Consider the following 23,127-nt stretch of genomic DNA (forward strand, 5'->3'; position numbering starts at 1 on the left):
CCTCAAGCGGCCTTGCCGAGCTGGTCGTCCACGAGCGAGCGCTTGTTGACGATGAAGTATTCGAATTCGTGCCAGAAGTGGCGCAGCATGCCCTGTACCGGCCACGCGGCGGCTTCGCCGAACGCGCAGATCGTATGGCCTTCGATCTGGCCCGCGGCCTGCTTGAGCACGTTGAGATCGTTGAGCTCCGCCTTGCCTTCGACGATGCGCGTGAGCATGCGGTACATCCAGCCGGTGCCTTCGCGGCACGGCGTGCACTGGCCGCACGATTCGGCGTAGTAGAAGCGCGAGATGCGCTGGCACGCACGCACCATGCAGGTGGTTTCGTCCATCACGATGACCGCGCCGGAACCCAGGCCCGAACCCGCCTTCTGCAGCGAGTCGTAGTCCATCGTGCATTCGAGCATCGTCGCGGCCGGCAGCACCGGCATCGACGAGCCGCCCGGAATCACGGCCTTGAGCTGGCGACCGCCCTTGACGCCGCCGGCCATGGCCAGGAGGTCCTTGAACGACGTGCCGAGGCGGATTTCGTAGTTGCCGGGTTTGTTCACATGTCCGGAAACGGAAAAAATCTTCGGGCCGCCGTTGTTCGGCTTGCCGAGATTGAGGAACCAGTCGGCGCCGTTGCGCAGGATCGCCGGCACCGACGCGTAGGTTTCGGTGTTGTTGATCGTAGTCGGCCGGCCGTACAGGCCGAAGTTCGCCGGGAACGGCGGCTTGAAGCGCGGCTGGCCCTTCTTGCCTTCGAGCGATTCCATCAGCGCGGTTTCTTCGCCGCAGATGTAGGCGCCGGCGCCGAGCGCCGAGAAGATGTCGACGTCGATGCCCGAACCCTGGATGTTCCTGCCGAGCAGGCCCTGCGCGTAGGCTTCCTTCAGCGCCGCTTCGAAATGCTCGAACGGCTCGTGATGGAACTCGCCGCGCAGGTAGTTGTACGCCACGGTCGAACCGGTGCAGTAGCACGCGATCGCAAGACCCTCGACGACGGAATGCGGATTGAAGCGCAGGATGTCGCGGTCCTTCGCGGTGCCCGGTTCCGACTCGTCGGAATTGCAAAGAATATACTTCTGGCCCGGCGCCGTGCGCGGCATGAACGACCACTTCAGGCCGGTCGGAAAGCCGGCGCCGCCGCGACCGCGCAGCGCGCTCTTCTTGACCTCTTCGATCAGCGTCGCCGGGTCGGGCTTTTCGGCGAGAATCTTGCGCCAGGCCTTGTAGCCGTCGACCTTGACGTAGTTGTCGTACGTCCACGGCTGATCGAAATGCAGCGTGGTGTAGACGACCTGATGTTCTTGTGGTGCCGGTCCGAATGCCATAGCGCTTCGCTCTTGATGCAGGCGCGGCGTTCGCCGCGTTGGATGTCCGCCCCGCCCTGCCTTACTTCAGGCCGTCGAGAATCTGGTCCACTTTCTCGTCGGTCAGGTTTTCGTGATAGTGGCCGTTGACCACCATCATCGGCGCGCCGCAGCATGCCGCGAGGCATTCTTCTTCGCGCTTCAAATAGATGCGGCCGTCCGCCGTGCTTTCGCCGAGCTTGATGCCGAGCTTCTTTTCGCAGCGGCGCACGATGTCCTCGGCGCCGTTCAACCAGCACGAGATGTTGGTGCAGATCGCCACGTTGTTGCGGCCGACCGGCGACGTCTCGAACATCGAATAGAAGCTCGCCACTTCGTACGCCCACACCGGCGGCAGCTCGAGATACTTCGCCACCGCGGTGATCAGCTCGTCGGTGAGGAATCCGCCGTTCTGCTCCTGCGCCGCGAACAGCGACTGGATCAGCGCCGAGCGCTTGCGGTCGGGCGGGAAGCGCGCGACCCACTCTTCGATGTGGTGACGCGTGTGTTCGGTGAGTACGACGAGCGGATCGACGTCCTTGACCTTGTCGTAGTTGCCGGTTGCTTTCATTCTCTCGCTCCCGTCGCGCTCAGCGGTCGACTTCGCCGAACACGATGTCGTAGGTGCCGATCATCGCGACGACGTCGGACAGCATGTGGCCGCGCACGATCGCGTCCATCGATGACAGATGCGCGAAGCCCGGCGCGCGCAGTTTGAGGCGGAACGGCTTGTTCGCGCCGTCGGAGATCATGTACACGCCGAATTCGCCTTTCGGCGCCTCCACCGCGCTGTACGTCTCGCCCGCCGGCACGCAATAGCCTTCGGTGAACAGTTTGAAGTGGTGGATCAGCGCTTCCATGTCGTCCTTCATCTCTTCGCGAGACGGCGGAGCGACCTTGAAGTTCTGCACCATGACCGGGCCGGGATTGGCGCGCAGCCACTTCACGCACTGCTCGATGATGCGGTTCGACTGGCGCATTTCTTCGATGCGCACGAGGTAGCGGTCGTAGCAGTCGCCCTTGACGCCGACCGGGATGTCGAAGTCCATCTTGTCGTATGCCGCGTACGGCCGCTTCTTGCGCAGATCCCAGGCGATGCCCGAACCGCGCAGCATCGGACCGGTCATGCCCCACGCGTGCGCCTCTTCCGGCGACACGACGCCGATGCCGACCGTGCGCTGCTTCCAGATGCGGTTGTCGGTCAGGAGCGTTTCGTATTCGTCGACCTTGCCGTAGAAGTCCTTGCAGAACGCGTCGAGGAAATCGAGCATCGAGCCTTCGCGCCATTCGTTCATGCGCGTCAGGTCGCGGCCCTTGTGCCAGCGCGATTCCTTGTACTTGGGCATCTGCTCGGGCAGGTCGCGGTAGACGCCGCCCGGGCGGTAGTACGTCGCGTGCATGCGCGCGCCGGACACCGCTTCGTAGCAGTCCATCAGCTCTTCGCGCTCGCGGAACGCATACAGGAACACCGCCATCGCGCCGAGATCGAGGCCGTTCGATCCGATCCACATCAGGTGGTTCAGGATGCGCGTGATCTCGTCGAACATCGTGCGGATGTACTGCGCGCGGATCGGCGCCTCGATACCCATGAGGTTTTCGATCGCACGCACGTAGGCGTGCTCGTTGCACATCATCGACACGTAGTCGAGACGGTCCATGTAGCCGATCGACTGGTTGAACGGCTTGGACTCGGCGAGCTTCTCGGTCCCGCGATGCAGGAGGCCGACGTGCGGATCGGCGCGCATGATCGTCTCGCCGTCCATTTCCAGCACGAGGCGCAGCACGCCGTGGGCGGCCGGATGCTGCGGGCCGAAGTTGATCGTGTAGTTGCGGATTTCCTGCATGTCACTTCCCCGCCGGCTGTGCGGCAGCCGCTTCGGCTTTCGCCTGGTCGTAGCGCGAATCGTCGCGGATCACGCGCGGCACGAGCACGCGCGGGTCGATCGACACCGGTTCGTAGATCACGCGCTCGGCCTGCGCGTCGTAGCGCACTTCGACGTTGCCGATCAGCGGGAAATCCTTGCGGAACGGATGGCCGACGAAACCGTAGTCGGTCAGGATGCGGCGCAGGTCCGGATGGCCTTCGAACACGATGCCGTAGAGGTCGAACGCCTCGCGCTCGAACCAGTTCGCGACCGGGTAGACGCCGGTCAGCGACGGGATCAGCGGCAGCGCGTCGTCGGTGCAGTAGGCGCGCAGGCGCACGAGGCCGTTGTGCGCGATCGAACGCAGATGCACGACGACCGCGTAGCGGCGCTCCTGCTTGCCGGCCTTCGGCCGGTCGCTCCAGCGGAAGCGCCCGGGGCCTTCGCCTTCGACGCCGCGCGAGAAGCCCTGGTTCGAAACGTCGGTGGTGTCCCACTCGGTCTGGCCGTAGCCGAGGTAGTCGACGCCGGCGAGATCGATCAGCTGCTCGAACGACAGGTCGGCGTCGTCGCGCATCATTTTGGCGACGGCCAGCCAGTTTTCCGGCAGCACTTCGAGGGTCAGTTCGCCGCGACGTTCGGTCAGGGCGACGAGGCTGGCGCCAAGACGCGCGGAGAGGCGCTGCGCCAGCGGGTTGGGCGTGTTCTCGCTCATGCGGGGTTCCCGTCAGCGCGCGATGGTGTTGGTGCGGCGTATCTTTTTCTGCAATTGCAGAATGCCGTAGACCAGGGCTTCGGCCGTCGGCGGGCAGCCCGGCACGTACACGTCGACCGGCACGATGCGATCGCAGCCGCGGACGACCGCGTACGAATAGTGGTAGTAGCCGCCGCCGTTCGCGCACGAGCCCATCGAAATGACCCACTTGGGATCGGGCATCTGGTCGTAGACCTTGCGCAGCGCCGGCGCCATCTTGTTGACCAGCGTACCCGCGACGATCATGACGTCGGACTGGCGCGGCGACGGACGGAACACGACGCCGTAGCGGTCGAGGTCGAGGCGCGCGGCGCCCGCGTGCATCATTTCGACCGCGCAGCAGGCGAGACCGAACGTCATCGGCCACATCGAGCCGGTGCGCGCCCAGTTGATCAGATCGTCCATGCGCGCCGTGGCGAAACCGCGTTCGATCAGCGGATTGTCGTCGCCGGGGCGCAGGATGTCGTCGACCGTGGAAACCGGAACCGGGTTGTGCATCACCCGGCTTACGCTGTCGATCACTCCCATTCCAGCGCTCCCTTCTTCCAGACGTAGACGAAGCCGACGACGAGCAGCGCCAGGAACAGGCCCATTTCGATCAGTGCGACGATGCCGATCTGCTTGAACACCACGGCCCAGGGAAACAGGAACGCGATTTCCAGATCGAAGATGATGAAGAGGATCGCGATCAGGTAGTAGCGCACGTCGAACTTCATGCGCGCGTCTTCGAAGGCTTCGAAGCCGCATTCGTACGCGGATCGCTTCTTGAGCGTGGGGGTCTTGGGACCGAGCAGCGTACCGACGGCGAGCAGCACTAGGCCCAGGCCGGTAGCGACGGTGATGAAAAGCAGGATGGGCCAGTATTCGGCAAGCACGGGTCAGCGAACCTCCGCATCAGACTTCGATGCATCAGCGGCCGTATGAGCCCTGCAGCTGCGTACGACCGTAAACTAGATTGGTGCCCAAAGGGGGACTCGAACCCCCACGACCGAAGTCGCTACCACCTCAAGGTAGTGCGTCTACCAATTCCGCCATCTGGGCATTGCGTTCCAACTAGTTCTTCTTCGACTCGTCCGCCTTGGCATCGGTCTTGCCGTCTTTGGCCGGAGCGGCCTCGGCAGGAACTGGCTTGGGCACTTCGGTGGTGTCCGAAGCAGGCTTGTCCGAAGCGGATGCCGCCGGAGCCGGGGTCGCCGCCTGCGGAACGTCGCCGGCCGGCGGCGTCGCGGAAGCAGGAGCTTTCTCGGTGGCGGAAGGCACTTCAACACCGGACATGACGCCCAAATCGGTCTGCGGCCGGATGCCGGCGCCGCCGCCGCGACTCAAGTACATGCCCATGCCCAGACTGAGCAGGAAGAACAATCCGGCAAGCACCGCAGTGGCGCGCGACAGGAAGTTGGCCGAGCCCCGCGCGCCGAACACCGTCGCCGAGGCGCCAGCTCCGAAACCGGAGCCCGCGTCCGCGCCAGCGCCGCGCTGCAAGAGAATCAGCGCAACCATCGCGACTGCGATGAGAATGTAGAAAACGTTGAAGATCGTCAGCAGCATCTCGACTCAACCAGGCATCGCGCTCAGCGCGCCGCCTCACAAATCGCCAGGAAATCGGCCGCTACCAGAGAGGCGCCGCCGATCAATCCGCCGTCGACATCCGGCTGAGCGAAGAGCTCGACCGCATTCGAGGGCTTAACGCTACCACCGTAAACAATCCGTAGCGAGTTTGCGATTGTAGCATCGTCTTTCGCAAGTTGGCTACGGATGAACGCATGAACTTCCTGTGCCTGCGCGGCGCTCGCGGTGCGTCCGGTACCGATCGCCCAGACCGGTTCATACGCCACCACGGCCTGCGCGAACGCGCCGATGCCGCAACGCGTGCGGACCGCTTCGATCTGCGCCGCGACGACGGCGTTCGTCCGCCCTTCTTCGCGCTCGGCCAGCGTTTCGCCGACGCACAGCACCGGCACGAGACCGGCCGCCTGCGCCTGCGCGAACTTCGCCGCGACCTGCTCGTTCGACTCGGCATGATACTGCCGGCGTTCCGAATGGCCGACCAGCGTGTGCGTGCAGCCGACGTCGCGCGCCATCGATGCCGCGACGTCGCCGGTATAGGCGCCCTGCGCATGCTCGCTGACGTCCTGCACGCCGACCGCGACCGGACTGCCGGCCAGCAACGCCGCGAGCGGCGCGGCCTGCACGGCCGGCGGGAACACCGCGACGTCGACGCCCTGCGGGCAACCGGCGACGACGGCGCGCACGAGCGCGTCGGCGCTGGCGAGCGTTCCGTGCATCTTCCAGTTTCCGGCGACGAATTGACGGCGCATGTTCGCGGGCTGCGGTTGAGAGGGCGCGAAGGATAGCGATGCGGACGCCCTGCCGCAATGCATCGCGGCCGGCCGCGCGGCTATGCTCGGCATCCCGCCATCCGAGGAGACGATCGCATGACCACGACGAGTTCGCGCTGGGCCCTGGTGACCGGCGCGTCGGCCGGTATCGGCGAGGCGTTCGCGCGCGAACTCGCCGCGCGCGGCGCGTCGCTCGTGGTGACCGCGCGGCGCGAGGAGCGCCTGGCGAAGCTCGCTGCGGAACTGGCCGGCAAGCACCCCGGCCTGCGCGTCGAGACGATCGCGGCCGACCTCGCCGACCCGAAGGCGCCCGAGGCGCTGTGCGCGGACATCGAACGCCGCGGCATCGCGATCGACATCCTGATCAACAACGCCGGCTACGGCGTGCCCGGCCACTATCTTTCGCAGCCGTGGCAGCGCCACGCCGACTTCATCCAGGTGCTGATGACCGCGCCGTGCGAGCTTGCGTATCGCCTGCTGCCCGGCATGCAGCAGCGCCGCTACGGCCGCATCGCGAACATCGCGTCGCTCGCGGGGCACGTGCCCGGTTCGGCCGGTCATACGATGTATGCGGCGTCGAAGGCGTACCTGATCAAGTTCTCGCAGTCGCTCGCGCTCGAGAATCGCCAATTCGGCGTGAACGTCTGCGCGGTCTGCCCCGGCTTCACTTATTCCGAATTCCACGATGTCACCGGCTCGCGGCCGCTCGTGTCGAAGATGCCGAAGTGGATGTGGATGACGTCGGAGGAAGTGGCGCGCGAAGGTTGGGACGCGACCGAGCGCGGCGAGATCGTGCGCGTGACCGGACGCGTGAACCGCTTCATCAAGGGGCTGATCAAGGTGCTGCCCGACAAGGTCGGGCTCGCGCTCGTGCAGAAGCGCTCGAAGGATTTTCGTGTGCAGGATCCGCATTAAAGCCCTCTCCCCCAAACGCTCAGCGTTTGGGGGAGAGGGTTGGGTGAGGGGGCGACGCCACGCACTTCGTCGAGGTCGATGCAGATTTCGGCGTCGCCCCCTCACCCCGCCCCTCTCCCCCAAGCGAGCTTGGAGGAGAGGGAGCAAATCAAACGCTCGCAGCCGAAGAGTGCTATACCAGCTTGATCTCGCGCAGCCGCTCCAGCAGATACTCGTGCGCGGTGATCGAGGTGTCGTAGCGCCTCGGATTGTCGGCGGTCACGCACGAATCGAGCGGGTCGAGCACGACGTCGGGATTCGGATGCAGGAAGAACGGCACCGAGTAGCGCGGCTTGCGCGCCGCTTCGCCCGGCGGATTCGTCACGCGGTGCGTCGTCGACGGATACACGTGGTTCGTCAGCCGCTGCAGCATGTCGCCGATGTTCACCACGATCGTGTCGGCGTCGGCCGTGAACGGCACCCACTCGCCCGCGCGCGACTTCACTTCGAGACCCGCGGCGCTCGCGCCGACCAGCAGCGTGATGAAGTTGATGTCCTCGTGCGCGCCGGCGCGCACGTTCGGAACGTCGGGCGACGTGATCGGCGGATAGTGGATCGGACGCAGGATCGAATTGCCGAGGTTCGTCTTGTCTTCGAAGAACGTCTCGGGCAGCCCGATGTGCAGCGCGAGCGCGCGCAGCACGCGCGAACCGAGCGCATCGAGTGCGGTATACAACCCGTACGCGTAGTCGCGAAAACCCGGCACTTCGACCGGCCACAGGTTCGGCGCCATCACGTCGGCGAACTTCGAACCCTCCGGCAGTTCGCGGCCGACGTGCCAGAACTCCTTGAGGTCCGGATAGCGCGAATCCTTCGCGGTCTCGACGCCGAACGGCGTGTAGCCGCGCGCGCCGCCGGTGCCCTTCAAGTGGTACTTCATCTTCGTTTCGGCCGGCAGCGCGAAGAACTGCCGGAAGCGCTCGTACGCGCCGTCGATCAGTTCGTTGCTGATGCCGTGGCCGCGGATGCCCGCGAAACCCCATTCGCGATACGCGGCGCCGAGCTCGCGCACGAAGGCGTCGCGGTCGGTGTCGTAGCGGCGGATGTCGAGGGTCGGAATGGCTGACATGGCGTTTTCCGGTGATGAGAGACGACCGCGCGCCGGCGGCCAGAGATCGTTCAGGAGTTCGCGGCGGATTCTACGACCCGCGCGAGCCGCGCGGCCAGCGCGTCGACGAGCGCCGCGTCGGCCGACTCGATCGTCACGCGCACGAGCGGCTCGGTGCCCGACGCGCGCAGCACGAGGCGCCCTCGCCCGTCGAGTTCGCGTTCGACCGCGGCACGCTCGGCCACGACCGACGCATGTTCGAGCAGCTTCGCGCCGCCGGACACACGCACGTTGACGGTCTTCTGCGGCAGGCGCATCCAGCCCGCGACGAGATCGGCGAGCGGTCGCGCGCGGCGCACCACGACTTCGAGCACCTGCAGCGCGCTGACGATGCCGTCGCCGGTACTCGCCTGGTCGAGACACAGGATATGGCCCGACGCTTCGCCGCCAAGGATGCCGTCGTGCTGCTTCAGCTGCTGCATGACGTAGCGGTCGCCGACCCTGGCACGGATGAAGCCGACGCCGGCCGCGGCGAACGCCTGCTCCAGCCCGTAGTTCGTCATCAGCGTGCCGACGACCGGGCCTTGCAGACGGCCGCTCGCATGCCAGTCGCTCGCCAGCACGTGCAGGATGTCGTCGCCGTCGACGAGCCTGCCGGTGTGGTCGACCATCTGCACGCGGTCGCCGTCGCCGTCGAACGCGATGCCGAGGTCGGCGCCGTGTTCGAGCACGGCGCGCTGCAGCGCCGCCGGTCGCGTCGAGCCGACGTCGCGATTGATGTTGAGACCGTCGGGCTGCGTGCCGATGCCGACGACGGTCGCGCCGAGTTCTTCGAACAGCGTCGGGGCGATCTGGTACGTCGCGCCGTGCGCGCAGTCGACGACGATCTTCAGGCGCTTGAGGTTCAGATCTTCCGCGATGGTAGATTTGCAGAATTCCGCATAGCGCGCCGGCGCGTCGGCGATGCGCGCGGCCTTGCCGATGTGCTCGGACGCGACCGTCGTGAACGGCGCTTCGAGTTCGGCCTCGATCGCGAGCTCGACGGCGTCGTCGAGCTTTTCGCCCGCGGCCGAGAAGAATTTGATGCCGTTGTCCTGGTGCGGATTGTGCGACGCGCTGATCACGATGCCGGCGCTCGCGCGCAGGCTGCGCGTCAAGTACGCGACGGCCGGCGTCGGCATCGGTCCGAGCAGGCGCACGTTCGCGCCGGCGGCGACGAGCCCGGCTTCGAGCGCCGATTCGAACATGTAGCCCGAAATGCGCGTGTCCTTGCCGATCAGCACGGTCGCGACGCCGCTGGCGTCCTTGAGCACCGCGCCGGCCGCGCGGCCCAGCTTCAACATGAATTCGGCCGTGATCGGCCATTCGCCGACGCGGCCGCGGATGCCGTCGGTACCGAAATACTTGCGTTCGCTCATTGCGTCTGCCGTTTCGTGCGGCCCGCGCGCGCCGGCGCGCGGAAACCGGGCCGCGCAGGTTGCCAGATTACGGCCGCGCCGGCCACTTTCCGGGTTTTCCGTCGCCAGCGAGCAGGCCAAACGACCGACACGGCAAGAAGCGCACATTGTTCGCTTTTTTCCGAAACCGGCGTTATTTCCGATCGCAACGCACCGCATCGGCAAAGGAAGCCGCCGCATTCCGCGGCAGGAACCGGCGTTGTCCAATCGGAGGGTTTTTCAATGAAGAAGTCGCTGTTGAAACTTGCGCTCGCGCAAGCCGTCGTCCTTGCGCTCGGCGCCGCGGCGCACGCCGCGAGCGACGCGTCGGACCGCGTCGACACGAGCGCGCTCGACGCGAACGTCACGCGCTTGATCGTCACGCTCGACGACGCCTCGAACGAATCGGCGCTGCGCGCGGACCTCGATCGCGCAGGCTCGGCGGTCGGCCGCCGCCTCGAAACCGTGCGCCGGCTCGCGACCGGCGGCTGGCTGGTCGAATCGCGCGGCGACGCGAAGCGAGAAGCCGCCCTGTCGCGCGACGAGGCCGAGCTGGCAATGCTCGAGATCGCGCGCAATCCGGCGGTGCGTTCGGTCGAACCCGATCGCCTGCTCAAGCACACGTTCACGCCGAACGACGCGAAATATCCCGATCAGTGGGCGTACTACAAGTCGCGCTTCGGCACGAACACGGCCGGCGCGTGGCACTACTCGACCGGCGCCGGCGTCAAGATCGCGGTGATCGACACCGGCATCACGCCGCACGGCGATCTCGACGCGAACATCGTCGGCGGCTACGACTTCATCTCGAGCGCCACGACGGCGCGCGACGGCGACGGCCGCGACGCGAACCCGAACGACGAAGGCGACTGGTACGACGACGGCGAGTGCGGCGACCCGACCGGCGCGCCGTCGAGCTGGCACGGCTCGCACGTCGCCGGCATCGCGGCGGCCGTCACGAACAACAGCAAGAAGGGCTCGGCCGGCGTCGCGTACGACGCGAAGGTCGTGCCGGTGCGCGTGCTCGGCAAATGCGGCGGCACGTTGTCCGACGTCGCCGAGGCTATCATCTGGGCGTCCGGCGGCGCGGTTGCGGGCGTGCCGGCGAATCCGAATCCGGCGAAGGTGATCAACCTCTCGCTCGGCGGCCCCGGCACGTGCACCGCGGCCTCTTCGATGCAGACGGCGATCAATACGGCGGTCGGCAACGGCGCGGTCGTCGTCGTCGCGGCCGGCAACGACGCCGTCAACGTCGCGACCGCGACGCCCGCGCGCTGCAACAACGTCGTCGCGGTCGCCGCGCTTTCGAGCACCGGCTCGCTCGCGAGCTATTCCAACTTCGGCGACAAGATCGACGTCGCCGCGCCCGGCACGATCGTCTCGACGGTTAACACCGGCACGACGGTGCAGGTCGCCGAAGGCTATGCGAGCTATCAGGGCACGTCGATGGCCGCGCCGCAGGTCGCCGGCCTCGCGGCGATGATCCTCGCCGAAGGTCCGTTCACGCCGGCGCAGGTCGAGAACCTCATGAAGTACAACGGCACCGCGGCGCTCGACTGCGCGTTCGACGCGGTCAAATCGTGCGGCTGGGGCCTGATCGACGCGCTGCACACGCTGCGCGCGGTCGGCAGCGGCTACAACGGCAACGTCGCGGTGAGTCCGAGCCCGGCGAACTACGTCAAGCCGACGTTCTTCGAGAACACGAACAACTACGCGGTTCCGGCCAACGGCAACGTCACGTCGCCGAATACGGTCTGGGGCCAGTACGGCGCGAATGCGGCGTCGAGCACGACCGTGAAATACAAGCTGCTCGTGCGCGGCGGCGGCCTCGTCGACGCGACGAAGTTCAAGATCGAACTGATCGCCGCCGACGGCTCCGTCGTCAAGGTGCTGCACAACAACACGGCGTCATTCGTGACGACGCAGACCGTCAACGCGAGCGGCGAAATCGCCGACGGCCTGTGGAAGCTGCGCGTGACGAACAGCGGTTCGGCCGCCAACGTCAACATCGACTCGTGGAGCATCGGCTTCCCGAGCATTTTCTTCCCGCTGTAATAATCGCGCGTTCTTCAACGAACGCGATTCAGTCGTCGTCGCCCCAGCGCAAGCCGGGCGGCGACGGCTTTTCGCGGGCTTGCGATCGCCGACCGCGGCCCAGACCTTGAGCGCATCGACCGTCGCGGCGACGTCGTGCACGCGCACGATCTGCGCGCCGCGCTGCACCGCGACGAGCGCGGCGGCGACGGACGCGTGCACGCGGTCGGCGGGTTTGTCGCGGCCGGTCAGCGCGCCCAGCATCGATTTGCGCGAGAGTCCGACGAGCAGCGGCACGCCGAGTCCGGCGAATTCTTCGAGCGCCTTGAAGATCGCGAGATTGTGCTCGAGCGTCTTGCCGAAGCCGAAGCCGGGATCGACCGCGAGGCGTTTCTTCGCGATGCCGGCGAGCTCGCACGAAAACACGCGATCGGCGAGAAACCGTTTCACGTCCGCGACGACTTCGTCGTAGTGCGGCGCATCCTGCATCGAGCGCGGCTCGCCCTGCATGTGCATCAGCACGATCGCGGCGTCGGTCAGCTCGGCCGCGGCGTCAAGCGCGCCGGGTTCGCGCAGGGCACGCACGTCGTTGATGAGGCCCGCGCCGGCCGCGACCGCGGCGCGCATGACGGCCGGCTTCGACGTATCGATCGAGATCGGCACGTTCGTGCGCTGCGCGAGCGCCTCGATGATCGGCACGACGCGCGCGCATTCTTCCTCGGCGCCGACGGCCTGCGCGCCGGGGCGCGTCGATTCGCCGCCGACGTCGATCAGGTCGGCGCCCTGCGCGACGAGCGCGAGGCCGTGCGCGATGGCGGCCTGCGGGTCGACGTAGGCGCCGCCGTCGGAGAACGAATCGGGCGTGACGTTGACGATGCCGCAGACGCGCGGGCGGTCGAGGACGAGTTCGCGGCCGTTGCAGTTGAGGACGGGATGGATCATCGGCTACTCCTTGGCCCGCTCCCTCTCCCCACAAGCCTGTGGGGGAGAGGGCTTGAAGAGAAAAAACAAAGCCGCCTCGCGGCGGCTTCGTTTGTAACGCATTGCGGTCGGCTCAATCCAGCGAATCGCGCGTCACGGCCGGGCCGCCGATCGGGCTTTCGCCGCGGCCGCCGGTCGGCGCGCCGCCGCCGCTGCTCTTGCCGTTCGACGTCCAGTCGCGCGGCGGCGGCGGTTCGCGGCCTTCCATGATCGCGTCGATCTGCTGCGCGTCGATCGTTTCGTACGTGAGCAGCAGCTTCGCCATCGTGTGCAGCTTGTCGAGGTTGTCGGTCAGGATCTGCGTCGCCTGCGCGTACGCCTTGTCCAGGATCGAGCGCACCACCTCGTCGATCTTGCGTGCCGTTTCGTCCGACACGCTCTTGTGCTGCGTGACCGAACGACCGAGGAACACTTCCTCGTCCTGCTCGCCGTACGCGATCGGGCCGAGCTCGTCCGACAGGCCCCACTTCGTGACCATGTTGCGCGCCATTTCGGTCGCGCGCTTGATGTCGTTCGACGCGCCCGTCGTCACCTTCTCGATGCCGAAGATCAGCTCCTCGGCGACGCGCCCGCCGTACAGCGAGCACAGGTTGCTGTGGATGTACGTGCGGTTGTAGCTGTAGCGGTCGCCTTCGGGCAGGAACATCGTCACGCCGAGCGCACGGCCGCGCGGGATGATCGTCACCTTGTGCACCGGATCGTGCTCGGGCATCAGGCGGCCGACGATCGCGTGACCGGCTTCGTGATACGCCGTGTTGCGCTTCTCGTCCTCGCTCATGGCCATCGAGCGGCGCTCGGCGCCCATCATGATCTTGTCCTTGGCGCGGTCGAAGTGGCTCATCGTCACTTCGCGCGTGTTCTCGCGCGCGGCGAACAGCGCCGCCTCGTTGACGAGGTTCGCCAGATCCGCACCCGAAAAGCCCGGCGTGCCGCGTGCGATGACCATCGGCTCGACGTCGGCCGCGACCGGCACCTTGCGCATGTGCACCTTCAGGATCTGCTCGCGACCGCGCACGTCCGGCAGCGGCACGACCACCTGGCGGTCGAAGCGGCCCGGGCGCAGCAGCGCCGGATCGAGCACGTCCGGACGGTTCGTCGCGGCGATCACGATGATGCCTTCGTTGCCTTCGAAGCCGTCCATCTCGACGAGCAGCTGGTTGAGCGTCTGCTCGCGCTCGTCATGACCGCCGCCGAGGCCGGCGCCGCGATGACGGCCGACCGCGTCGATTTCGTCGATGAAGATGATGCACGGCGCGTGCTTCTTCGCCTGCTCGAACATGTCGCGCACGCGGGCGGCGCCCACGCCGACGAACATTTCGACGAAGTCGGAACCGGAAATCGTGAAGAACGGCACCTTCGCCTCGCCGGCGATCGCCTTCGCGAGCAGCGTCTTGCCGGTACCCGGCGAACCCACCATCAGCACGCCGCGCGGAATCTTGCCGCCGAGCTTCTGGAACTTGCCCGGGTCGCGCAGGAAGTCGACGAGTTCCTTCACTTCTTCCTTCGCCTCGTCGCAGCCGGCGACGTCGGCGAACGTGACCTTCACCTGGTCTTCGCCCTGCAGGCGCGCGCGCGAACGGCCGAAGCTCATCGCGCCGCGACCGCCGCCGCCGGACTGCATCTGGCGCATGACGTAGATCAGAAATCCGATGAAGATCAGGAACGGCAGCCAGTTGACGAGTATGCCGATCACCGACACGCCGTTGTCCGACGGCTCGACGCTGAGCTTCTCGACGTTCTTTTCGATCTCGGCGATGTTCGAGTCGGTCAGGAGCGAGGTCGTGCGGACCTTCGTGCCGTCCTTGAGCTTCGCCTCGATCGTCGGCGGACGGTCGTTGCGCACCAGCACTTCCGAGACGCTGTTGCGACGCACCTTGTCCATGAAATCGGAGAAGGCGAGATCCTGCGGCCCACCGCTGCGCGGGTTGAAGCTCTGGAACACGGTCAGCAGCACGACCGCGATGATCAGCCAGAGCAGCAGGTTCTTGGCCATGTCGTTCATTCAATCACTCCTCACGCGCGCTTGCCCTGGGCCAGCGCATAGACTTCGTTGGACCGCGCCCGCGAAGCCTTGGGTTTACGGATGCTCACGCGCGTGAAGGCCGCCCGCAAGCTCCGCACATACTCGTCGAATCCGACGCCCTGGAACAGCTTGATCAGGAAATTGCCGCCGGGTTTCAACCAGTTCTTCGAAAAATCGAGCGCCAGCTCCGCCAGGTGCATCGCCCTCGTCTGATCGACGAGGTCGACTCCGCTCATGTTGGGGGCCATGTCCGACAGAACAAGATCCACTTCGGCACCGGAAAGTTGCTCTTCCAGTTGCTTTAAAACGCTTTCTTCACGGAAATCGCCGAGAATGAACGTCACGCCGCTGATGCCCTGCATCGGCAGGATATCGAGCGCCACGACCCGGCCGTTGCCGCGCAGCCGCTCGTTCACCAATTGTGACCATCCGCCCGGCGCCGCGCCGAGATCGACCACGGCCATGCCCGGCTTGAGCAAATGGTCGCGCTCGATCAGCTCGTCGAGCTTGAACGCCGCGCGCGAGCGATACCCCTCGGCCTGGGCGCGCTTGACGTAGGGATCGCTGAAATGCTCCTGCAACCAGCGCGTACTGCTTTTGCTGCGGGCCATGGCTTACTCGCGGCCCGGCTCGGCAGCCGATAAAATCGTCGGATTCATGGCCGCATGATACCCTGTCGGCTTGTCTTGCGGCTCAAGGCCGCCCCGCGACGTTCCGTCCAGCGAAAAAATCCGATGCCTCTGACCAATAGCCAGCGCCGTTACCTGCGCGGCCTCGCGCACGATTTGAAACCCGTCATCCTCGTCGGCGCCAAGGGCGTCACCGAAGCCCTGATCGCCGAATTCGGCAACGCGCTCGACCAGCACGAGCTAGTCAAGGTGCGCATTCCGGCCGAAGACCGCGAGGATTTCGCCGCGCAGGCCGGCCAGCTCGGCGAGGCCGCCAAGGCCGAAACCGTACAGACGATCGGCCGCACCGCGGTGTTCTTCCGCCGCAACGCCGACGAGCCGAAGATCGCGCTGCCGAAGTAGCGCCGTCCGGAACACCGATATGCAGCTCACGCTCAACCGACCCGGCGAATACCTGTTCGTACGCGCCGTCGGCGCGAACGCGATCACCGTCGTCGACCGTCCGCTCGACCGCAGCTTCGTGCTCGCGCCCGACCGCGCGATCGAAAACTGGCCGGTCAACGATGTCGCGGCGATCGACGCGGCGGCGATCGCGCCGATCCTCGAACTCGCGCCGGCCGTCGTGATCCTCGGCAGCGGCCCGCGCATCGTGTTTCCGTCGCAGGCCGTGCTCGCGGAATTCCTGAAGCGCGGCATCGGCATCGAAGTGATGGACAACGCCGCCGCGGCGCGCACGTACAACGTGCTCGTCAGCGAAGGCCGGCGCGTGGTCGCCGCGTTCGTGCTGCCGCTGGCTGCCTGACTCCGGCCTAGTTCTTCCGCCCCACGCCTTCGGATTCGCCGATCCGGCGCAGGCGCGCCAGCGCCTCGACCTGGATCTGGCGCACGCGCTCGCGCGTGAGGCCCAGTTCTGCCGCGATCTCGGCCAGCGTCTGCACGGCGTGGCCGGCCAGACCGTAGCGCCGCTCCACCACCATGCGCTGGCGCGGCGTGAGCTTGGCGAGCCAGTCGGGCAGGCGTCCGCCGGCGAGTTCGGCGAAGCCGCCGCCGACGCCGGACGCGTCGGTCTCGGCGGAAATCTGTTCGACCAGCGCGCGGTCGTCGTCGTCGGACATCGGCGCGTCGAGCGAGCGGATTTCCTCGGTGACGCAGAACAGCGCCGAGACGTCGGTCACCGGTTTGTGCACCGCGTGCGCGAGTTCTTCCTGCGTCGGATAGCGCCCCAGGCCCATCACGAGTTCGCGCCGCGCGCGCAGCACGTGCGCGAGTTCGCGCAGCACGTGCACGGGCACGCGCACGGTGCGGCCCTGCTGCATCAGCGCGCGCTGCACCGATTCGCGGATCCACCAGCTCGCGTACGTCGAAAAGCGCAGGCCGCGCGCGGGGTCGAACTTTTCCACCGCGCGGATGAGGCCGAGGTTGCCTTCGGCGATCAGGTCGAGCAGCGGCACGCCGCGGCCGACGTAGTTGCGCGCGACCGCCACGACGAGCCGCAGGTTCGCCTCGATCATCTGCCGGCGCGCGTCGGCATCGCCGTGCGCGACGCGCTCGCCGAGATCGCGTTCGCCGGGCGCGTCGAGCAGCGGGATCAGGCCGATCTCGTTCAAGTACGCACTGGTCGAATTGCGCGCGTCGTCGCCCTGCGGCGGCTCGATCGCATCGAGCAGCGCCAGCATGTCGTCGGTGTCGAGCGGCGAGTCTTCGCGAGGCTGGGTCATTGCCGGTGGTTCGGCGCGGGATCGTGCGCGTGCATGCTGCACGCGCGGCAACGACGCGTCAAACCCGCATCGTAAAACTGTGTGGCCGCGGCAGGGTCAGCGCGCAGGCAGGAATTCGAGCGGGTTGACGGGTTTGCCGTTGCGGCGAATTTCAAAATGCAACATGTCGCGGTTTGTGCCCGACGAGCCCATCTCGGCGATCGGCTGGCCGGCCTTGACCGTGTCGCCTTCCTTGACCAGCCGCTTGCGGTTGCGGCCGTACGCGGACAGGAACGCCGACGAATGCTTGACGATGATGAGTTCGCCGTAGCCGAGCAGGCCGTTGCCGCTGTACACGACCGAACCGTCGGCCGCGGCGAGCACCGGCGCGCCGGCGTTGCCCGCGATGTCGACGCCCTGGCGCGTCTGGTCGCCGCCGACGAACGTGCCGACGACCTTGCCCGACGCGGGCCAGCGCCAGGTGATGCCGCCGCTCGTGAGCGTCGGCGCGCTCGGTCCCGGCGCGGCGACGGCCGCGGTGTTCGCGCCCGGCGCGAGCGCCGGCGTCTTCGGTTCGACCGTGGCGGCGGACGGCGGCGGCACGGCCGGCGGCGGCGCGGGCGGCACCGCACCGGGTACCGGCGCGACGCTCGCGCTCTGCTGCGGCGGTTTCGCGATCGGCGTGCCTTTGTCCGGTGCGGGCGGCGCCGGCGGCAGCAGTTTGCCGGGCGACGGCGACGCGCTCGCCACCGGCCGGCTCGAATCGGGCGGCAGTTCTTCGACCCGAAAGCGCGGATTCGCGTCAGGCGGCGACGACGCGACCGGCGACGGTGCGGCAGGCGGCGCCACCGGCGGCGGCGCGCTCGCGACCGGTTCGCGCTCGACACGCGCATCGGCGAGCGCGAGTTCCTGCCCGACATAGATGCGGTACGGCGGCTCGATGCGGTTGATGCGCGCGATCTCGCGGAAGTCGAGGCCGTTCTTGAACGCGATCGAGTACAGCGTGTCGCCGGCGACGACGCGATGCGTCGCGGCGGACGGCGCGGGTACGCGTTCGACGACGCGCGGCGGCGGCGCGCGATCGTCGATCGCGATGTCTTCGACCGGCGCCGGCGGCGTCGATGCGCAGCCGGCGAGGACGGCAAGGACGGCGAGCAGCGGCCACGCGCGCCTTGCGCGCCGACCCGTCCGTTCCTTCGCCTTGCCTCGTCCGTACTCCACGCCGTTCGACCTCAATGTCTGAATTTCAGCCAGGCGATCAGGCCCAGCACCAGCACGACTGCGATCCAGCCGACCCACTCGATGTACTTGTGCAGCGCCGCTTCGGCCTTCGGGCCGCCGAGGCGGATCAGGCCGGTGAGGAGGTACACGCGCTTGCCGCGCCCGACCACCATGCTCGCGACGAACGCCAGCATCGGCACGCCGACGATGCCCGATGCCCACGTGAAGATCTTGAGAGGAACCGGCATGAACCCGGCCAGAACCAGCAGCCAGAAAGCGGTCCACGCGCTGTTGGCGACCGTCGCGCGCAGTTCGGCCACGAGCGCGTCGATGCGCGGCAGCCAGCCGAGCGCCTCGAGGAGCGGCCGCAGGGCGTCGAACGCGTAGTGGCCGAGCGCGTAGCCGACCACCGCGCCGATCACCGAGCAGACCATGCTGATCGTCGCGTAGCGGAACCAGTGGTGCGGTTTCGCCAGCGTCATCGGCGCGAGCATCACCTCGGGCATGACCGGAAAGATGATCGCCTCGATGAACGACAGGCCCCCGAGCAGCGCTTCGGCCTTCGGATGCGCGGCCCAGGCGAGCGCTTTTTCGTACAGCGGCTTGAACAGCTTCACGGAATGGTCCTTCCCTGGAAACGCACGGTGCAGCCGGTCACAGCGTACCTCCGAGCAGCGGCACGAAACTCACCGGACACAGAACTTCGCGGATGCGCGCGCCGTCGGCGCCCGGACGGATGCGCACGAGCTGCTGGCGTCCCGCCGGGCCGACCGGCGCGACGAGCACGCCGTGGGGCGCGAGCTGCGCGAGCAATGCCTGCTCGAGTTCGGCGCCCGCGGCGGTCAGCACGATCGCGTCGAACGGCGCTTCGTCGGGCCAGCCGAGGCGGCCGTCGTCGTGGCGCGAACGGACGTTGTCGATGCCGAGCTTGCGGAAGCGGCGGCGCGCGTTGCGCAGCAGTTCCTCGATGCGCTCGACGGTGTAGACGTTTTCGACCAGCGCCGCGAGTACCGCGGCCTGATAGCCCGACCCGGTGCCGATTTCGAGCACGCGCGCCGGCACGCCGTGTTCGAGCAGCGCCTCGGTCATGCGCGCGACGACCCACGGCTGCGAGATCGTCTGGCCCTGCCCGATCGGCAGCGCCGTGTCTTCGTAGGCGCGCGTGGCCAGCGCTTCCTCGACGAACAGATGCCGCGGCAGCTGCCGCACCACGTCGAGCACGCGCCGGTCGGCGATGCCGTCGGCCTTCAAGCGCTCGATCAGACGGTCGCGCGCGCGCTGCGACGTCATGCCGAGGCCGCGCGCTTCGGGCGTCAGGCGCGAATACGCCGTCATGCGGGTTCGCCGCCGATGATGGGCAGGGTTTCGACCCAGCCGGCCACCTTCTCGAGCGCCTGGTAGCGCGTGAGGTCGACCTGGATCGGCGTGATCGAGATCGAGCCTTCGCGCACGGCGTGGAAATCGGTACCGGGGCCGTCGTCCTCGGCTTCGCCGGGCGGGCCGATCCAGTAGATCGGTCGGCCGCGCGGATCGTGCTGCCGGATGCACGGCGCCGAGCGATGGCGGCGGCCCAGGCGCGTGACCGCGAAGCCGCGCAATTCGTGCCACGGGCGGTCGGGCACGTTGACGTTGAGGATCGTGTCGGCCGGCAGCGGGTCGACGAGCAGCCGCTGCATGATCACGAGCGCGGCGTTCGCGGCCGTCTCGAAATGCTGCGGATCGTGATCGCGGCTCACGAGCGACACGGCGATCGCCGGCAGGCCGAGAAAGCGGCCTTCCATCGCGGCCGACACGGTGCCCGAATAGATCACGTCGTCGCCGAGGTTCGCGGCGTTGTTGATGCCGGAGACGACGATGTCGGGCTGGAAGTCGAGCAGGCCCGCGAGCGCGAGGTGCACGCAGTCGGTCGGCGTGCCGGCGACGCGGTAGCGGCCGTCGTCGAGCCGCGCGACGCGGATCGGCGCGTCGAGCGTCAGCGAATTGCTGGCGCCGGAGCGGTCGCGGTCGGGCGCGACGATCGTCACGGAGCCGACCGCGGCGAGGCGGTCGGCGAGAACACGGATGCCCGGCGCGTCCACGCCGTCGTCATTGGAAACCAGAACGCGCATCGAACGTATGAATCCTTGCAGGGTCGCGCGGAGAAACGCGAGGCAAGCCGCAAGTTTAGCGGAATCCGCCGGCGCACCGCTGCATGACGCGATCGTCGGTTACGATGACGCCCGATGCGCAAGCGCCCCGCCCGACCGCCAGATCCCGTCAGCGACGACGATATCCGCCTGTTTCACGAGGCGATCGGCCCGGTGCGCCGGCATGTCGACGATACGGCGCCGGCCAATACGATCGACAAGCCCGCGCCGGAGCCGCGGCAGTTTCTGCTCGACGAGGCGCGCGTGCGCGACGAACTGCTCGACATGCCGATCGACCCGGGCGAGATGGAAGTCGGCGAAGAACTGTCGTACTTGCGCGACGGTTATCGGCCCGACCTGCTCAAGCGCCTCAAGCGCGGCCATTTCAGCATCGAGGACGAGATCGACCTGCACCAGATGAACGCCGAGGTCGCGCGCTCGGCGATCGTCGAATTCATGGGCGAGGCCAAACGGCGCGGCCTGCATTGCATCAAGCTGATCCACGGCAAGGGCCTGCGCTCGCGCGCGGGCGGTCCGGTGATCAAGCGGCTGGTGGACAGGATGCTGCGCCAGCGCGACGACGTGGTCGGTTTCGCGTCGGCGCGTTCGGAACACGGCGGAACCGGCGCGACCGTGGTGCTGCTGCGCTATCGGGGCTAGCGTGGCGCGGGAACCGGGGAGAAATGCCGGCGAGGTGGCGTCCCCCGGGTTCGCCACCGCTGCCGTCCGGCGCCGCGCGCTCAGTCGTCCTTGGTCTTCTGCGCCTTCGACTTGCGCGGCAGATTGACCCATTCGACGCCGTAACCGCGCATCGTGGCCCAGCGGTTGACCGAGACGACCTTGCTGTAGTCGACGTCGCTGTCGTACTTCGTTACCGACGCCGCGGTATGGGTGCGCGCGCCACCGGACGCGGCACAACCGCCCAGCGCAACCCCGGCGATCAGCACGGCAGCCGTTACGAGAACACGTTTCATGGCGGACTCCTATGGTTGAGTGCGGGCGTCACGCGCTCGCCGCGCGGCCCACGAATTCAGTATAGGAAGCCCCGCCAACCGCGGAACGCCGGACGCGCCAACTCGCGATTTCCGCCACAGCGCCGCCCGCTGGCGGCTATTCCTGCATAGCCGCGATCGCCTCGCCGAGGTCGTGGCGCGCCAGTTCGCGCAGGATCGTCGTGGCATAGCAGCCGGCCGGCAGCGCGAACGCGATGCGCAACGCCGATTCGGCAACCCATTCCCATTCGAGGCGTTGTGCACACAGTCGCAAACTGCGCCGCTCCTGATCGAGCCCGGCGCGTTCGAGACCGTCGGCGAGTTCGCGTCCGGCGTCGGCGACGGACCGTTCGAGCGCTTCCGCGTTGCCCTGCGTGCGCAATGCGCCGCGGCCCCACAGCGGGCCGGTCGGATGCACGTCGCGGCCGTCGATGCGCGCGACGAGTTCGGGCGTGGCCGGCTCCGGTCCGAAGATGCTGTGACTGCCCTCGAGCATGAATACGTCGCCGTCGCGCGCGCGATTCCAGTCGCCGTCGGCGACGCGGCGCGCGAGCACTTCGTTGAACAGGTGCGAGCGCGCCGACGACAGCAGCAGGCTGCGCTCGTGGCGCTGCACGCGTCGTCCCGCGAACATCGCGCGGGCGCGTTCGACGTTGCCGGCATCGCGGCCGAACCGCTGCTCGCCGTAGTAGTTCGGCACGCCGTGCGCGGCGATCCGCGCGAGCACGCGCCCGGCCGCGTCGCGATCGCCGACGACGTCGGTCAGCACGATGACGAACGCATTGCCCTTGAGCGCGCCGCGCTTGAGTTTGCGGCCGTGCCGGCGCGCCTCGATCACGCGGAATTCGGCGTGCGTCAGCGCCGGCCAGTCGACCTCGCGCTTGATCGGCACGGCGACCGAGAACGTCTGCCGCGCGAGCGCGTGGCGATCCTTGATGCCGGCGTAGCTGACCGCGTCCGTCGTCACGCCGGCATATCTGGCGAGTTCGCGCGCGACGAAGTCGGTGTTCGCGCCGCGCTTCTCGACGCGCACGAATACGTGCTCGCCGGCGCCGTCGGGCGCGAAGCCGAGGTCCTCGTCGACAACGAAGTCTTCGGGCGTGGCGCGCAGGCGCGCGGTCAGCGGCGGGCCGCCGTGGGCGTAGGGCGCGTCGCTCATGCGCGCACCAGCAAGACGACGGCCATCGCGGCGATGCCTTCGCCGCGGCCGGTGAATCCGAGCTTTTCGCTCGTCGTCGCCTTGACGCTGATCGCGTCGGCTTCGACGCCGAGATCGTCGGCGAGCAGCGCCCGCATGCGCTCGGCGTGCGGACCGACCTTCGGACGTTCGCACACGACGGTGACGTCGGCGTTGCCGAGCGCATAGCCGCGTTCGCGCATCAGTATTCGGCAGTGACGCAAAAAGACGCGGCTGTCGGCGCCGCGCCAGCGCTCGTCGCTCGGCGGAAAATGCTTGCCGATGTCGCCGAGCGCGAGCGCGCCGAGAATCGCGTCGCACAGCGCGTGAATCGCGACGTCGCCGTCGGAATGCGCGACGACGCCATGGTCGTGCGGAATCGACACGCCGCCGAGCACGACGTGGTCGCCGGGGCCGAATGCGTGGACGTCGTAGCCTTGGCCGATGCGCATAAGTTCCTTTGGTTCAAGCCCTCTCCCCCAAGCGCGCTTGGGGGAGAGGGTTGGGTGAGGGGGCG

Annotated in this window: 25 protein-coding genes, 1 tRNA gene and 1 pseudogene; 5 read left to right on the forward strand and 22 right to left on the reverse strand. The window is 67.6% G+C overall.

The features are described 5' to 3' along the window. Positions 1-2: 2 nt before the first annotated feature. The 9 genes from nuoF to tpiA form a co-directional block, all read right to left on the reverse strand. Entirely contained in the window at positions 3-1,316 is a 1,314-nt protein-coding gene (nuoF, locus tag OD750_RS22150; protein ID WP_263544265.1) for an NADH-quinone oxidoreductase subunit NuoF, read from the reverse strand. A 61-nt stretch (positions 1,317-1,377) separates the two neighbouring features. Continuing rightward, complete coding sequence (gene nuoE, locus OD750_RS22155; RefSeq protein WP_263544266.1) at positions 1,378-1,905, reverse strand: NADH-quinone oxidoreductase subunit NuoE; 528 nt, start codon at positions 1,903-1,905, stop codon at positions 1,378-1,380. Positions 1,906-1,924: 19 nt separating this feature from the next. Further along, a complete protein-coding gene (locus OD750_RS22160; protein WP_263544267.1) occupies positions 1,925-3,178 on the reverse strand; it encodes an NADH-quinone oxidoreductase subunit D in 1,254 nt (417 codons plus the stop codon). Between the two features lies 1 nt (position 3,179). Next, entirely contained in the window at positions 3,180-3,914 is a 735-nt protein-coding gene (locus OD750_RS22165) for an NADH-quinone oxidoreductase subunit C (RefSeq protein WP_263544268.1), read from the reverse strand. Between the two features lie 12 nt (positions 3,915-3,926). Continuing rightward, on the reverse strand, positions 3,927-4,481 hold the full coding sequence (locus OD750_RS22170) for a NuoB/complex I 20 kDa subunit family protein (protein WP_263544269.1): 555 nt from the start codon (positions 4,479-4,481) through the stop codon (positions 3,927-3,929). Next, positions 4,472-4,828 carry an NADH-quinone oxidoreductase subunit A gene (locus tag OD750_RS22175; RefSeq protein WP_263544270.1) on the reverse strand — a complete coding sequence of 119 codons (357 nt, stop codon included), beginning with the start codon at positions 4,826-4,828 and terminating at the stop codon, positions 4,472-4,474. The genes OD750_RS22170 and OD750_RS22175 overlap by 10 nt, the downstream gene beginning before the upstream one ends. 81 nt (positions 4,829-4,909) lie before the next feature. Then, positions 4,910-4,994: transfer RNA gene (locus OD750_RS22180), tRNA-Leu, on the reverse strand. A 12-nt stretch (positions 4,995-5,006) separates the two neighbouring features. After that, entirely contained in the window at positions 5,007-5,498 is a 492-nt protein-coding gene (secG, locus tag OD750_RS22185; protein WP_336407584.1) for a preprotein translocase subunit SecG, read from the reverse strand. Positions 5,499-5,524: 26 nt separating this feature from the next. Further along, positions 5,525-6,271 carry a triose-phosphate isomerase gene (gene tpiA / locus OD750_RS22190; RefSeq protein ID WP_263544272.1) on the reverse strand — a complete coding sequence of 249 codons (747 nt, stop codon included), beginning with the start codon at positions 6,269-6,271 and terminating at the stop codon, positions 5,525-5,527. A gap of 117 nt (positions 6,272-6,388) precedes the next feature. Here tpiA and OD750_RS22195 point away from each other — a divergent pair, with 117 nt between their 5' ends. Next, entirely contained in the window at positions 6,389-7,207 is an 819-nt protein-coding gene (locus OD750_RS22195) for an SDR family NAD(P)-dependent oxidoreductase (RefSeq protein ID WP_263544273.1), read from the forward strand. Between the two features lie 172 nt (positions 7,208-7,379). Here OD750_RS22195 and OD750_RS22200 read toward each other — a convergent pair whose 3' ends face one another. Together OD750_RS22200 and glmM are read right to left on the reverse strand one after the other, a co-directional pair. After that, on the reverse strand, positions 7,380-8,315 hold the full coding sequence (locus OD750_RS22200) for an isopenicillin N synthase family dioxygenase (RefSeq protein WP_263544274.1): 936 nt from the start codon (positions 8,313-8,315) through the stop codon (positions 7,380-7,382). Between the two features lie 50 nt (positions 8,316-8,365). Next, complete coding sequence (gene glmM / locus OD750_RS22205; protein ID WP_263544275.1) at positions 8,366-9,712, reverse strand: phosphoglucosamine mutase; 1,347 nt, start codon at positions 9,710-9,712, stop codon at positions 8,366-8,368. A 261-nt stretch (positions 9,713-9,973) separates the two neighbouring features. On the opposite strand from glmM, the gene OD750_RS22210 reads away from it, so the two are divergent. Further along, a complete protein-coding gene (locus OD750_RS22210; RefSeq protein ID WP_263544276.1) occupies positions 9,974-11,785 on the forward strand; it encodes a S8 family serine peptidase in 1,812 nt (603 codons plus the stop codon). 153 nt (positions 11,786-11,938) lie between these two features. Here the strand turns inward: OD750_RS22210 and folP are convergent. The 3 genes and pseudogenes from folP to rlmE form a co-directional block, all read right to left on the reverse strand. After that, positions 11,939-12,706, reverse strand: a pseudogene (folP, locus tag OD750_RS22215) (dihydropteroate synthase); the annotation flags it as partial. Positions 12,707-12,818: 112 nt separating this feature from the next. Then, positions 12,819-14,747, reverse strand: a complete 1,929-nt coding sequence (gene ftsH / locus OD750_RS22220) for an ATP-dependent zinc metalloprotease FtsH (protein ID WP_263544277.1) — start codon at positions 14,745-14,747, stop codon at positions 12,819-12,821. A gap of 11 nt (positions 14,748-14,758) precedes the next feature. After that, complete coding sequence (rlmE, locus tag OD750_RS22225; RefSeq protein WP_263544278.1) at positions 14,759-15,379, reverse strand: 23S rRNA (uridine(2552)-2'-O)-methyltransferase RlmE; 621 nt, start codon at positions 15,377-15,379, stop codon at positions 14,759-14,761. A gap of 123 nt (positions 15,380-15,502) precedes the next feature. On the opposite strand from rlmE, the gene yhbY reads away from it, so the two are divergent. Both yhbY and OD750_RS22235 read left to right on the forward strand, forming a co-directional pair. After that, positions 15,503-15,799, forward strand: a complete 297-nt coding sequence (yhbY, locus tag OD750_RS22230) for a ribosome assembly RNA-binding protein YhbY (RefSeq protein WP_263544279.1) — start codon at positions 15,503-15,505, stop codon at positions 15,797-15,799. Between the two features lie 19 nt (positions 15,800-15,818). After that, entirely contained in the window at positions 15,819-16,199 is a 381-nt protein-coding gene (locus OD750_RS22235) for an Mth938-like domain-containing protein (protein ID WP_263544280.1), read from the forward strand. A gap of 7 nt (positions 16,200-16,206) precedes the next feature. On the opposite strand, the gene OD750_RS22240 is transcribed toward OD750_RS22235, so the two are convergent. The 5 genes from OD750_RS22240 to surE form a co-directional block, all read right to left on the reverse strand. Further along, a complete protein-coding gene (locus OD750_RS22240; protein WP_263544281.1) occupies positions 16,207-17,115 on the reverse strand; it encodes a sigma-70 family RNA polymerase sigma factor in 909 nt (302 codons plus the stop codon). 96 nt (positions 17,116-17,211) lie between these two features. Next, positions 17,212-18,315, reverse strand: a complete 1,104-nt coding sequence (locus OD750_RS22245; protein WP_263544282.1) for a peptidoglycan DD-metalloendopeptidase family protein — start codon at positions 18,313-18,315, stop codon at positions 17,212-17,214. Between the two features lie 11 nt (positions 18,316-18,326). Beyond that, positions 18,327-18,932 carry a YqaA family protein gene (locus OD750_RS22250; RefSeq protein WP_263544283.1) on the reverse strand — a complete coding sequence of 202 codons (606 nt, stop codon included), beginning with the start codon at positions 18,930-18,932 and terminating at the stop codon, positions 18,327-18,329. Between the two features lie 37 nt (positions 18,933-18,969). Beyond that, complete coding sequence (locus OD750_RS22255) at positions 18,970-19,650, reverse strand: protein-L-isoaspartate(D-aspartate) O-methyltransferase (protein ID WP_263544284.1); 681 nt, start codon at positions 19,648-19,650, stop codon at positions 18,970-18,972. Next, on the reverse strand, positions 19,647-20,423 hold the full coding sequence (gene surE, locus OD750_RS22260) for a 5'/3'-nucleotidase SurE (RefSeq protein WP_263544285.1): 777 nt from the start codon (positions 20,421-20,423) through the stop codon (positions 19,647-19,649). The genes OD750_RS22255 and surE overlap by 4 nt, the downstream gene beginning before the upstream one ends. A gap of 114 nt (positions 20,424-20,537) precedes the next feature. Here surE and OD750_RS22265 point away from each other — a divergent pair, with 114 nt between their 5' ends. Beyond that, positions 20,538-21,101, forward strand: a complete 564-nt coding sequence (locus OD750_RS22265; protein ID WP_263544286.1) for a Smr/MutS family protein — start codon at positions 20,538-20,540, stop codon at positions 21,099-21,101. An 80-nt stretch (positions 21,102-21,181) separates the two neighbouring features. Here OD750_RS22265 and OD750_RS22270 read toward each other — a convergent pair whose 3' ends face one another. The 3 genes from OD750_RS22270 to ispF all read right to left on the reverse strand — a co-directional run bounded on the left by OD750_RS22270 (position 21,182) and on the right by ispF (position 23,062). Then, entirely contained in the window at positions 21,182-21,415 is a 234-nt protein-coding gene (locus OD750_RS22270) for a hypothetical protein (protein WP_263544287.1), read from the reverse strand. Between the two features lie 136 nt (positions 21,416-21,551). Beyond that, on the reverse strand, positions 21,552-22,592 hold the full coding sequence (gene truD, locus OD750_RS22275; RefSeq protein WP_263544288.1) for a tRNA pseudouridine(13) synthase TruD: 1,041 nt from the start codon (positions 22,590-22,592) through the stop codon (positions 21,552-21,554). Further along, complete coding sequence (gene ispF / locus OD750_RS22280; protein WP_263544289.1) at positions 22,589-23,062, reverse strand: 2-C-methyl-D-erythritol 2,4-cyclodiphosphate synthase; 474 nt, start codon at positions 23,060-23,062, stop codon at positions 22,589-22,591. The genes truD and ispF overlap by 4 nt, the downstream gene beginning before the upstream one ends. Positions 23,063-23,127 lie beyond the last annotated feature (65 nt).

The sequence above is a fragment of the Tahibacter soli genome (assembly GCF_025717065.2).
In the GTDB taxonomy this organism is placed as follows: Bacteria; Pseudomonadota; Gammaproteobacteria; order Xanthomonadales; family Rhodanobacteraceae; genus Tahibacter; species Tahibacter soli.